Raw genomic sequence first — 11,869 nt, 5'->3', positions numbered from 1 at the left:
CGTTCAGGGGTTGTGCCCCGGTTTGACCCTCCGCGACGATCACGCGGTTCGCGCAACGTCGAGGGGAAGTGGCATGGAGCAGGCAGGCTGGGTGCCGGCGTCGGTGGACCTGGGGCGCCCGAGCGCGGCCCGCATGTACGACTACTACCTGGGCGGTTCGCACAACTTCGCCGTGGACCGCGAGGCCGCCCAGTCGGTCGAGCGGATCTACCCGGGCATGTCCGGCGCCGCCCGCGCCAACCGGTCTTTTCTGCGCCGCGCCGTGCGCTACCTGGTGGAGCGGGGCGTGGACCAGTTCCTCGACCTCGGCTCGGGCATCCCGACCGTCGGCAACGTGCACGAGATCGCCCAGCAGGCCAACCCGTCGGCGCGGGTGCTGTACGTGGACGTCGAACCCGTCGCCGTCGCGCACAGCACCGCGCTGCTCGCGGACAACCCGGGCGCGACGGCGGTCCAGTCCGACCTGCGCGAGGTGGACACCGTCCTGGAAGCCGCCCGGGAGGTGCTCGACTTCGACCGGCCGATCGCGTTGCTGATGGTGGCGGTGCTGCACTTCGTGCCGGACTCGGACGAGCCGGGCAAGGCGGTGGCCCGCTACCGCGACGCGCTGCCGGCGGGCAGCTGGCTCGCGCTGTCGCACGGCAGCCTGGAGGGCGTGCCGCGGGACGGCATCCAGGACACCGAGCGCATCAAGGCGATCTACCGCCGCACCGACAGCCCGCTGGCGTTGCGGCCGCACGAGGAGATCGCGGCGTTCTTCACCGGGTTCGACGTGGTCGAGCCGGGCGTGGTGGCGCTGTCGGAGTGGCGGCCGGACTCCGACGACGCCTACATCAGCGCGTACGTCGGCGTGGGCCGCAAACCTATTCCGGGGGCGTGAGGCGCAGGTCCGGGTCCACCGGCGGCTCGCCGTCGAACGGGCCCGGCCGCAGTCCCGCCAGGCCGTCCAGGGTGAGGATGACGTCGGCGCCGTGCGGGTCGGCGCCGACGGGCGGCGTGTCGAACCACTCGTGCAGGTCCGCGGGGATCGGGTAGTCCTCGGCGAGGTCCTTAAACAGGTCGGCGTGCTGCCGGGCCTGGGCGGCGAGCAGTTGGTACTCGCGCATGGCCAGCCGCATCCGGATCCAGCGGTAGCGGTCGGTCTTCTCGGCGTCGTCGGCGGTGAACCGGTCGCGCAGCAGCGTGCCCGCGAGCCGGCCGCGTTCGGCGAGGGCCAGGATGGTGTCGGGCGGCATGAACAGGTTCGTGCCGCCCTCGCCGTCGGCCAGCCGGATGTGCGCGATGCGGCCCCGGTAGCCGGGCAGCGCGGACTGCATGGTGTCGCGCCAGGCCAGCATGGTGTCCAGGATCGCGGTGGCGAACTGGAGCGGCCGGGCGACGTCGCGGTGGGGCGTGCCGGCGGTGGAGGAGTCCTGTTCGGGCAGCCACACCGGGTCGTTCGAGCCGCGGAACCCGCTGAGCGTCAGGCCGAACGTGGGCCAGCGCGGCAGCAGGCTGTCGAAGAAGTGGATCGGGAAGTTGCTCGTGATGCCGCCGTCGGAGAACCAGTGCACGCGCGGCTCGGGTTCCGCGCGGCACAGCGGGACGGCGGCGATCAGGCCGGGCATCGGCATGCTCATCCGGACGGCCAGCGCCACCGGCAGGTCGTGCGGCAGGGTGCGCAGGGGTGTGCCGTCCAACGGGCAGGCGTGCGGGGTTTCGGCGCCGTCGAGCGCATCGGTGATCCGTTGGGGGACAACGTTGTTGAGGCAGCGCGTGCAGTAGAGCCACTCGGGTCGCGGCTCGCTGAACGGCAGGCGGTAGGGGCGGCCCTCGGACAGGTCGGTCGTCATCAGGACGAGGTTCGTGGTGAGGTCGGAGAACTTGAGGTTCTCCGTGCCGGCCAGGTCGTCCAGGCGGTCGGCGAACCAGTCGCTCATCGGCGGGACGCCCGTGGAGCGCGGGACGCCGCAGCGCCGGTCCCAGAAGTTCGCGGTGAACCCGCCGGTGCCCGGGACCAGTCCGAAGTGGATCGCCTGCGCCTTGGCGGTGAGGAACCGCTTGGCGCCGAGGAGGTAGGTCGTCGCCACGGCGCTGACGAAGGCGAAGCCGAGCACCAGCCACCAGGCCGTGGCGGTGGCGGCGGAGGCGAGGCTGGGGGTGGTCCAGCGGGTGGCGAGGTAGACGGGGATGAGCGGCAGGACGAGCAGGGCGGCCGTGCCCAGGCGGCGCAGCCACGTGAGGGCGGTGCTCCTGCGGGTCTTGCGCCTCGGGCGGACGCGGAGGAGCACGCTGGGCACGACGACGAGCACGGTGACGATGAGGGCGATGAGCACCCAGCTCGGCGTGGTGCCCCAGTCCACGGCGAGGAACCAGGCCGTCGGGCCGACCAGCCACAGGGCGAGCACGAGCGTGAGCGCGATCTTGGCCCGGAACCCGATCGCGCCGAGGAGGGCGAGGACCAGGCACGTGGTGGCGCTGCGGCCGGTGGTGTCGCGGGACTGCATGGAGGCGGCGACGATCCGGTAGAGCTTGCGGGTGTGCTCGCTGGGCTGGAAGAGCTGGGCGAGCCGCCAGTCCGGGTGGGCGAACCACCGGATGACCTCCGCCAACTTCCCGAACCCGCCCGCGTCGCGCCCCTTCTCGGCGGCGGCGGTGAAGGCGGCGGCGATGGCCCCGGCGGAAGCACCCCCCAACGACCGGAACCGGTAATGCCGAGCCAGCTCCACCACGGCCCACGGGTAGACCACCCCGCTGGCCGCCCCACCCCGCATGGTGACGTCGCAGTACCGGTTGAACTCCTCGCGGTCATCGCCCATGGCGACCTCCTCGGTACGGCTCAATGATCGCGCCACCGGGCCGGGCCGTCGCTAGACCAACAGGCTGGCCGACCACGCGGTTCGCGCGCCTCGCTACGCGCGTTCGACCGATCGGGTGGTTGGCGGACGTGCCCATAACGCCGAACGCGTGCGGCGCGAAGGAGGTGACGACCGGCCACCGAACGGCGGTGCCGAGGAACACGGGTGTCGTCATGACTCAACCACCACCGGGGTACTCGTACCCGCCGCCCGGAGACGGGCCGCAGTACGCACCGCACGGCCCGCAGTACCCGCAGCATGGCCCGCAGTACCCGCAGTACCCGCAGCAAGGGACGCAGTACCCGCCGCCGTGGGGACCGCCACCTCCGCCGCCCCAGGGGTTCATGCCGCCACAGCCCGTGCCGCCGCGGAAGAAGTCGCCCAAGTGGCCGTGGGTGGTGGGCGGGATCGTCGTCTTCGTGGTCGCGGCGGCTGCCGTCACGCCGCCGTCGAGCACCAAGACCGCGGAACCGGCGGCCTCGTCGGCACCGGCGTCCCAGGAGCCGGTGGTGGCGGCGGAACCCACGACGACCACCACCACACCGCCTCCGCCGCCTCCGTCCGTCTACACCGGATCCGGCGACGACGTGATCACGCTGGACCGCCCGGCGGGTGTCAAGATCGTCAAGTTCGAGTGCCCGGCCTGCACCGGCAACACCGTCCTGAAGTCCAACGGCTTCGAGTCCCTGCTGGTCAACGAGATCGGCGCGTACACCGGGCTGCGGTGGATGGACGTCCGGGACGGCAGCCGCTCGACCACCTTGACGGTCACCGCGACCGGTGCGTGGACCATCACCGTGGGCGGCTTCGACATGGCCGGCACGTCGGACGGCGCGATGTCCGGCAGCGGCGACTCCGTGCAGATCTTCACCGGCAACTCCACCAAGGCGCGGATCACCAACAACGGCGAGGGCAACTTCGTCGTCCACGTCATCTCGGTGAAGTCCTCGCGGATCGCGTTGGCGGTCAACCACATCGGCGGTTACGAGGGCACGGTGCCGTTCGACGGGCCCGCGCTCGTCGAGATCACCTCCACCGGCGACTGGACGATCACGCCGTCCTGACCGCGCGCCTCACGAGTCCTTCAGCAGGCCGTGGTCTTGAGCGATTCTCTCGATCTCCGACGGCGTCCCGGACATGATCGTGCGCACGTGCTCGGTCACCAAGGAAATCGGCCAGTCCCACCACGCCGCCCGCAAGAGCCTGTCCACGTCGTCGGGTGAGTAGCGTTGCTTCACCGCCTTCGCCGGGTTGCCGCCGACCACCGTGTACGGCGGCACGTCGGTCGTCACCACCGCGCCGGACGCGATGATCGCCCCGTCCCCGATCCGCACGCCCGGCATGACCAGGGACCCGTAGCCGAACCACACGTCGTTGCCCACCACGGTGTCCCCGCGTGACTCCATGCCCGTGATCAGGTCCAGCGTCTCGGTCTGCCAGGTCCCGCCGAACATCGTGAACGGGAACGTCGACACGCCCGACGTCAAGTGGTTGCCGCCGGCCATGATGAAGCGCGTTCCCGTCGCCAGGGCGCAGAACTTCCCGATGACCAGCTTCTCCGTCCCGTACGCGTACAGCACGTTCCGCGTCTGGAACTCCGCCGCGTGCTCCGGGTCGTCGTAGTACGTGTACTCGCCCACCTCGATGGTCGGCGCGTCCACCAACGGCTTGAGCAGCACGACGCGCGGGTGGTCGGGCAGCGGGTGGACGGTGGTCGGGTCGGGGATGAACGTCAAGGCGGCTCCTTAAAGCAACTCGGGTTGCGTTAAGCATGCCCTCAACTCGCCGCAAAAGCAACACGAGTTGCGTTTAGGATCGGCGCCGTGACCACGAGACCCGGTGGGCGCTCCGCCCGCGTCCGCGACGCCGTCCGCGCCGCGACCTACGCCGAGCTGGTCGAGCACGGCTACCTCGGGCTGACCGTGGAGAACGTCGCCACCCGCGCCGGCGTGCACAAGACCACCGTTTACCGGCGTTGGGCCACCATCGACGTCCTCATCGCCGACGCCCTCGACCACGCCCGCGACACCGACTGGCCGGTCCCCGACACCGGCACCCTCGAAGGCGACCTGATCGCCATCGCCGACGAGGTGGTGGACGCCTTCACCGACCCGGCACTGCGCGCCATGCCCGAGGCGATCGTCACCGCCGCCCTGCACTCCCAACGCGCCCGCGCGGCCAAGCGCGACTTCTACGCCGCCCGCCAGGCCCAGGCCGCCGAGGTCGTGCGCCGCGCCCAACGACGCGGCGAGCTGCCCGAAGGGGTCGACGCCGTCGAACTCGTCCGGCTCACCTGCGCCCCGCTCTACTACCGGATCTTCGTCACCGGCGAACCGCTCGACCACGACACCGCCCGCCGGTCGGCCCGCGCGGCACTGGCCGCCGCACGGGCCGGGGTGCTCTAGAACTCGTACCAGCGCAGGATCTCCGGGTCGAGGACGCGCGTCGCCAACCCGATCCGCCGGGCCGTGTCGGCCAGCTCGGCAGCCGCCGCCGGGTTGCCGCGCGGCGGGAGCTTCGGGTCGTCCAGCTGGGTCACCATGTCGTCGTGGTGGCTGGGCACGACCACCCGCGGCCGGGTCGCGCGCAACGCCCTAGCCGTGTAGTCGAAGACGTTCGCGTGCCCGCTCATCCCCAGCACCAGCACGTCCGGCCGCAACCCGGCGACCTCGCGCTCGATGAAGTTCGCCGTGCCGGACAGGAACAGCACCGAGAACCCGCCGACGTCGACCAGGTAGGCCAGCGTCCCGCCCTCGACCAGGTCCGCGATCGTCTCGGGACGCCGCGGCACGGCGGTCAGGGTGCCGGGCGCGAAGGTGCCGTAGTTCCCGAACACCGAGTGCAGGCTGCGGAACGCCTGCACGGTGAACCCGTGGAAGTCCAGGTGCTCCCCACCGGACGCCAGCGTGATGTTCGACGCCGGAACGCCTTGCGCCAGCAGGAGGTTGCGGTGGGTCTCGGTCCCGATCACGCGGGAACCGTGCTTCTCCACCAGGTACGGCGCCTCCAGCATGTGGTCGTAGTGCCCGTGCGACACCAGCACCAGCTCGGGCTTCTCGGCCAGGTGCCGGTCGAGCAGGTCCTTCCGCACGGTCAACGGGTAGTCCTCGATGAACCCGCCGTCCGCGCCGAACACCGGCAGCCGGGTCAGGTACGGGTCGATCACCACGCGCCGCCCGGCGAAGGTCAGCTCCCACCCCGCGACGCCCAGCCACCGCAGCCGCACCCCGCTGCGCCCCTCGGCGAAGGCCGGCACCGCCGATCCCGCGACCGCCGCCCCCGCCAACGCCGCCGCGGACCCGACCAACACCTGTCGTCTGTTCAAGCACATGAGCCCAGGACACCAGCGCACGCGAGCATGTGTCCAAGTCCAATATCGCGCGGACAGCGATATTCGAACCTCTATCATCGCTGCTCGTGGACCTCCTGCGGCACCTCCGGTACTTCCTCGTGGTCGCCGAGGAGCTGCACTTCGGGCGCGCCGCCGCCCGGCTGCACATGTCGCAGCCGCCGCTGTCGCAGAGCATCCAGCGCCTGGAACGCGAACTCGGGGTCCGCCTGTTCGACCGGGACGCCCGCCGCGTCGCCCTCACCGACGCCGGTCGCCACCTGCTGCCCGAGGCGCGGGACGTGCTGGCCGGCGAGGACCGGTTGCGCGCGTCGGCCGAGCGGTTCCGGCGCGGCGAGGCGGGGACGTTGCGCGCGGGCGTGCCGCCGGACCTGGGTGGTCGGGCGGTCGCCGCGTTGCTGCCCGCGTTCCGGGTGCGCAGCCCGGTGGAGCTGAAGTTGCGCGAGATCGGCACCGCCGAGCAGTTGCGCGCCCTGGCCGACCGGTCGCTGGACGTCGGCGTGCTGCGGCTGCCGTTCGACGTGTCGTGGCTGAGCCTGGGGGAGGTGCTGACCAGCCCGCTGGGCGTGCTGCTGCGCGCCGACCACCCGCTGGCCGCCGCGCCCGACGTGCGGCTGGCCGACCTGAACGGCCTGGGCCTGGTGCTGTTCCCGCGCGCCACCGCGCCCGCGCTGCACGACGAAGTGCTCACCACGTGCGCCCGGCACGGGTACACGCCGACCGAGGTGCACCAGGCGGGCAACGCCGAGTTCGCGCTGGGCCTGGTGCTCGCGGGCGGCGCGGTCGCGTTGCACGACGGCGTCTCGCCGCCCGCCGACGTCGCCTGGCGACCCCTGCGCGGCACCCCGCTGCTGTGGCGGACCGCGCCCGCGTGGCCGCGCGGCCGGCACACCCCGGCGGTCACCGCGTTCGCCGACGCCGTCGCGGAAGTGCTGACGGGACAGGGGATGCGGCCCGCCGAGGGCACCCTCCCGCGCTACCCGCGCCCGGCCGCGGAGTACCTGTCGTGAGCGCCGCCCGCGTCCGCGCCGCGTTCGCCGACGCCGGGGTCACCGGCCGGCTGCACGCCGTCGACCTGGCCGACCCGACCCGCGAGGTGGCCGTCGGCGCGGACGAGCCCGTGGTGCTGGCCAGCGTCTTCAAGCTGCCGCTGCTGGTGGCGCTGCTGCGCGGCGGAACGGACCTCACCCGGCGGGTCACCCTCGACCCGGGCGGGCGCAGCACCGGCCCGACCGGCATCGGCGGCATGCTCGACCCGGTCACCATGTCGTTGCGGGACTTGGCTTTCCTCGCGATGACGGTCTCCGACAACGCCGCCGCCGACGCGCTCGTGGACGTCGTCGGCCTGGCCGAGGTGAACCGGGTGCTGCGCGAGCTGGGCCTGACGAAGACGACGGTCGTCCACCGCGCCCGCGACTTCGCGCGGTCGATGGCCGAGGACGCCGCACCCGCCGAACTGCCCGCCGCCCTGACCGACCCGCTGGTCCTGTCCCGCCTGCGCGCCCTCGACCCGGCCCGGACCAACCGCGGCACGGCCCGCGAGCTGACCACGTTGCTCGGGCACGTCTTCGGCGACGACCGCTACGAGCCGATCCGCCGCGCGATGGAACTCCAGGTGTGGCCGCACCGGCTCGCGTCGGGCTTCCCGTTCGACGACGTCCGGGTGGCGGGCAAGACCGGCACCCTGCCGACCGTGCGCAACGAGGTCGGCGTGGTCTCCTACCCCGACGGCGGCCGGTACGCGGTGGCGGTGTTCACCCGCAGCGCGAGCACGGCGTTCACCCTGCCCGCGGCGGACGCGGTCATCGGGACGGCCGCCCGCCTGGCCGTCGAACACCTGCGCTGACCAGTGGTCGTGGAGTGCGCCGGACGCTGCCCACGACCACCGACGATCAGATCGAGTCGAGGAACTCGTCGACCTCCGCCAACGCCCGGTCGCGCACGGGTTCGGCGGACAGGAACAGGTCGTGCAACCCGTTCTCCACCTGCACGACCGTCACCCGGGAACCGATCTTCGGCGCCCACCGCCGCATGTGCTCGACGTCCAGCACGGTGTCCGCGCTCATCGCCTCCGGCGTCCACTTCTTCGCGTGCAGGTGGCTGCGGGCGGACCGGAGGAGCAGCACCGGCACCGACACGTCCAAGCCCCGGTGGACGGTGGCGTGCCCGCGGCGGACCGCCCGCAACCAGCCCGCCAGCACGGGGAACGCCTCGATCGGCTTCCACGTCGTGTCGAAGTCCCACTCGCCGTGGTGGTCGGAGTGGATGCTCTGGCCGTACACCGGGCCGAGGCCCTTCTTCAGCACCAGCTTCGGCGCGATCCGGCCCACGGCGCGGATCACCGCCGTGCCGACGGTCCGCGTGATCCACGGCTCCGCCAGGTCCAGCCACGGGCTGTTGAGCACCAACGCGTCGAACAACCCGTCCGCACGCCGCTCGTGCGCCCACAGCGTGGTGATCAGCCCGCCCGTCGAATGGCCCATCACGACCAGGTGCCGGTGCCCGTCCTCCTCGCGGATCACGCGCACCGCCGCGTCGATCTCCTCGAAGTGCTCGGCCAGGTCGGTCACGAAGTTCGCCGTCTGGCCCGCCTTCAGCGACCGGCCGTACGCGCGCAGGTCCAGCGCGTAGAAGTCGAAGCCGCGCGCGGTGAAGTGCTCCGCCACGTGCGTCTGGAAGAAGTAGTCGGCGAAGCCGTGGACGTAGAGCACCGCACCCCGGGTCGCCGGCCGGGCGCGGCGGCGGACCAGGGTCGCGCTGAGGTCCCCGCCGCCCAGGGGCAGCGTCCGGGTCTCGTAGCCGGCGCCGAGCACGTCTGCGTTCACCGCGCCAGTGTGCATCGGGAATGCCCGTTCCGGGAGATGACACTGCCCACCCGTGGCACTGTGGAGGCCATGAGCGAGGAGATCGAGCGGTCGAGTTCGCGCGTGCGGTTCCCGGGGATCAGCCCGCGGGCCTACGAGCACCCGGCCGACCGGGGGGCGTTGGCGGTCTTGCGGGCGGTGCCGGGCATCGGGCCGGTGTTGCAGGCGGTGGCGGGGGCGTTCACCGAGCGCGGCGAGCGGTTGTTGTACGTGGCGTCGGCGATCCGGGTCGGGCCGCGCCAGTACCCCGTGATCGACGGGCTGCGGAAGGAGGCCGCGGCGGCGCTGGACCTCGACCCGGTGCCCGAGGTGTTCATCGAGCGCAACCCCGACCCGCAGGCGGCGACGCTGGGCATCGACAGGCCGTTCATCGTGCTGACCACGGGCCTGGTGGAGCTGCTGGACACCGAGGGCCTGCGGTTCGCGATCGGCCACGAGATGGGGCACGTGCTGTCCGGCCACGCCCTGTACCGCACGATCCTGTTCCGCCTGATGCAGCTGCAGAACAGCCTGGGCTGGATGCCCGCCGGCTACTGGGCGGTCCGCGCGGTGATCGCGGCGCTCACCGAGTGGTACCGCAAGACCGAGTTGAGCTGCGACCGCGCCGGCCTGCTGGTCGGCCAGGACCCGGCCGCCGCGCTGCGGGTGCACGTGGCGATGGCGGGCGGCATGGACGTCTCGCAGGTGGACACGGCCGAGTTCCTCAAGCAGGCCAAGGAGTACGAGCAGGTCGAGGACGTGCGCGACAGCGTGCTCAAGCTGGCCAACACGTGGCGGCGGACCCACCCGATGGCCGTCGTGCGCGCCGCGGAACTCCAGCGGTGGGCGGCCGGCGAGGAGTACCGGGAGATCCTCACCGGCACCTACGCGCGCCGCGAGGACGACCGCCCGACGTCGTCGTTCACCGAGGACCTTAAGAACGCGGCCCGCTCGTACAAGGACTCCGCGGCCCGGTCCGAGGACCCGCTGGTCAAGGTGCTCAACGAGGTCGGCGACGTGCTGGTCGGCGCGGCGGACAAGGTGCGCTCCCGCTTCGGCGGCAACGGCGCCAAGGACGACGCGGAGTAACCCGATAGCGTGACAGCCCCGCCACTGCCGCTGATTGGCGTAGCGCGCGCGGCCGTTCTGGCTAGCCTCGGACGGGTGTTGCCGATCAGAGGAGGCCTTGTGCGGCTGGGTGCGCTCGTGGCGGTGTTGGCGGTGCTGTTCGGGGGTTCGGCGGCGGCCGACCCGAGAGTGGTCGGCGGTGACCGGGTGAAGATCGCCGACCACCCGTGGGTCGTGTTCATCGCGGACGCGAGCGGCAACCAGTTCTGCGGCGGGACGCTCGTCGCGCCGACCAAGGTGGTCACCGCGGCGCACTGCGTCGCCGGCCGCTCCACGCGCTCCACCCGGGTCGTCGTCGGCCGCGAGGACAAGCAGAGCGAGGAGGGCAGGGTCGTCCGGTCCTCGTCGATCTGGGTGCACCCGGACTACATCAGCGCCGACCGCGGGAACGACGTGGCCGTGCTGACCCTGCGCGAGCAGGTGACCGCGCGGCCGGCGCGACTGGCCGACAGCGCCGCCCCGTACGCGCCCGGGACGAAGGCGTTCGGGCTGGGCTGGGGCCGGACCTCCGAGCAGTCCCCGGCGTCGCGCTACCTGCTCGGCGTGACCCTGCCCGTGGTGTCCGACGAGGACTGCGAGAACGCGTACTTCCAGTACGACGCCGAGTCGATGGTGTGCGCCGGCTACGCCGAGGGCGGCAAGGACACCTGCCAGGGCGACTCCGGCGGCCCGCTCGTGGTCGGGGAGGTCCTGATCGGCGTGACGTCGTGGGGCGAGGGCTGCGCCCGGCCGGGCAAGTACGGCATCTACTCGCGCGTGGCGACCTACCACGGTGTGCTGTCCGAGCAGATCGCCCTGCCCGGGGGAAGCGCCTCCGAGTGACGTGAGTGGCGCGGGCCGGGGCGACTCATTTCAGTGCTGGTCACGAGGACTTCCTTGGCCGTGCTGCCGGCACTGGTGACGTTCGCCCCGTCCGCCGTCGCGACCGAGGACCCGAGGATCGTCGGCGGCACCGTCGTGGAGGACGTGTCGGAGATCCGGGCCGGGTCAGACGACCAGGCCGACCGACATCGCGAAGAAGACCGCCGCGCACACCGCGTCCAGCGCCGTGGTCACGCCGGGGCGGCCCAACCGGGTCGCCATCCGGCTTGCCGCCAGCACGATGAGCAGCTCCCACAGCGCCGCCAGGCCCAGGAAGACGACCGCCAGCAGCGCGAGCTGCGCCGTCGGGCTGCCCGTCCCGATGAACTGGGGCAGGAAGGCCAGCGAGAACAGCAGCATCTTCGGGTTGGTGATGTTGGTCAGGAACCCCTGGCGGAACGGGCGGACCGACACGACCTCGCCGTCGTCCTCGACGCCCACCCGGCGGACCAGGCTCCGCGCGATGGTCACCGCCAGGTACAGCAGGTAGGCCGCGCCGATCCAGCGCAGCGCCGTGAGCACCGGCGGGTACTGCGCGATCACCACGCCGAGGCCGGAGATCACCAGCAGCACCTGCACCGCGGCGGCGGTGTGGATGCCGGCCAGCGCCCACAGGCCGGCCTTGGTCCCGGCGCGCAGCGACGTCCGGAGCAGGAGGAAGGCGTCCACGCCCGGCGTCAGCACGACCACCGCGCACGCGATCAGGAACGCCGGTAGCTGGGTGAAGTCCAGGTGCATGTTTCCCTCCCTCGATGGCCGGACAGATGCGCGTGATCTGCCTCACCTGCCGTGGAATCTTCGGCTCTACAGGATCCTAACAACAAAATTTCCGGATTTGATACCCGGTGAGC

General features: G+C 72.1%; 12 protein-coding genes. 7 read left to right on the top strand and 5 right to left on the bottom strand.

Annotation, left to right across the window (positions count from 1 at the left end; genetic code table 11):
* Positions 1-73 precede the first annotated feature (73 nt).
* Positions 74-880 carry an SAM-dependent methyltransferase gene (locus ABD126_RS16020; RefSeq protein WP_343934610.1) on the top strand — a complete coding sequence of 269 codons (807 nt, stop codon included), beginning with the start codon at positions 74-76 and terminating at the stop codon, positions 878-880.
* On the opposite strand, the gene ABD126_RS16015 is transcribed toward ABD126_RS16020, so the two are convergent.
* Positions 864-2,798: a patatin-like phospholipase domain-containing protein gene (locus ABD126_RS16015; protein WP_343934609.1), complete on the bottom strand. Its 1,935-nt coding sequence runs from the start codon at positions 2,796-2,798 to the stop codon at positions 864-866. The genes ABD126_RS16020 and ABD126_RS16015 overlap by 17 nt on opposite strands.
* A gap of 212 nt (positions 2,799-3,010) precedes the next feature.
* Here ABD126_RS16015 and ABD126_RS16010 point away from each other — a divergent pair, with 212 nt between their 5' ends.
* Positions 3,011-3,901: a hypothetical protein gene (locus ABD126_RS16010; protein WP_343934608.1), complete on the top strand. Its 891-nt coding sequence runs from the start codon at positions 3,011-3,013 to the stop codon at positions 3,899-3,901.
* A gap of 9 nt (positions 3,902-3,910) precedes the next feature.
* Here the strand turns inward: ABD126_RS16010 and ABD126_RS16005 are convergent, their stop codons facing one another.
* Positions 3,911-4,573, bottom strand: a complete 663-nt coding sequence (locus ABD126_RS16005; protein ID WP_343934607.1) for a CatB-related O-acetyltransferase — start codon at positions 4,571-4,573, stop codon at positions 3,911-3,913.
* Positions 4,574-4,660: 87 nt separating this feature from the next.
* Here ABD126_RS16005 and ABD126_RS16000 point away from each other — a divergent pair, with 87 nt between their 5' ends.
* Positions 4,661-5,242, top strand: coding sequence for a TetR/AcrR family transcriptional regulator (locus ABD126_RS16000; protein ID WP_343934606.1), 582 nt, complete (start codon positions 4,661-4,663; stop codon positions 5,240-5,242).
* Here ABD126_RS16000 and ABD126_RS15995 read toward each other — a convergent pair.
* Complete coding sequence (locus ABD126_RS15995; protein ID WP_343934605.1) at positions 5,239-6,162, bottom strand: MBL fold metallo-hydrolase; 924 nt, start codon at positions 6,160-6,162, stop codon at positions 5,239-5,241. The two genes, ABD126_RS16000 and ABD126_RS15995, sit on opposite strands and share 4 nt — an antisense overlap.
* A 92-nt stretch (positions 6,163-6,254) precedes the next feature.
* Here ABD126_RS15995 and ABD126_RS15990 point away from each other — a divergent pair, with 92 nt between their 5' ends.
* A complete protein-coding gene (locus ABD126_RS15990; protein WP_343934604.1) occupies positions 6,255-7,196 on the top strand; it encodes a LysR family transcriptional regulator in 942 nt (313 codons plus the stop codon).
* On the top strand, positions 7,193-8,032 hold the full coding sequence (locus ABD126_RS15985) for a serine hydrolase (RefSeq protein WP_343934603.1): 840 nt from the start codon (positions 7,193-7,195) through the stop codon (positions 8,030-8,032). The genes ABD126_RS15990 and ABD126_RS15985 overlap by 4 nt, the downstream gene beginning before the upstream one ends.
* A gap of 46 nt (positions 8,033-8,078) precedes the next feature.
* Here ABD126_RS15985 and ABD126_RS15980 read toward each other — a convergent pair whose 3' ends face one another.
* Positions 8,079-9,011, bottom strand: a complete 933-nt coding sequence (locus ABD126_RS15980) for an alpha/beta hydrolase (RefSeq protein WP_343934602.1) — start codon at positions 9,009-9,011, stop codon at positions 8,079-8,081.
* Positions 9,012-9,080: 69 nt separating this feature from the next.
* Here ABD126_RS15980 and ABD126_RS15975 point away from each other — a divergent pair, with 69 nt between their 5' ends.
* Positions 9,081-10,118, top strand: coding sequence for a M48 family metallopeptidase (locus ABD126_RS15975; protein ID WP_343934601.1), 1,038 nt, complete (start codon positions 9,081-9,083; stop codon positions 10,116-10,118).
* 99 nt (positions 10,119-10,217) lie between these two features.
* A complete protein-coding gene (locus ABD126_RS15970) occupies positions 10,218-10,979 on the top strand; it encodes a S1 family peptidase (RefSeq protein WP_343934600.1) in 762 nt (253 codons plus the stop codon).
* A 165-nt stretch (positions 10,980-11,144) separates the two neighbouring features.
* Here ABD126_RS15970 and ABD126_RS15965 read toward each other — a convergent pair whose 3' ends face one another.
* On the bottom strand, positions 11,145-11,756 hold the full coding sequence (locus ABD126_RS15965; protein WP_343934599.1) for a LysE family translocator: 612 nt from the start codon (positions 11,754-11,756) through the stop codon (positions 11,145-11,147).
* Positions 11,757-11,869 lie beyond the last annotated feature (113 nt).

It is taken from the genome of Saccharothrix mutabilis subsp. mutabilis (assembly GCF_039521145.1).
GTDB classification, from domain to species: Bacteria; Actinomycetota; Actinomycetes; order Mycobacteriales; family Pseudonocardiaceae; genus Actinosynnema; species Actinosynnema mutabilis.
This window is presented reverse-complemented; position numbering and strand designations above follow the sequence as displayed.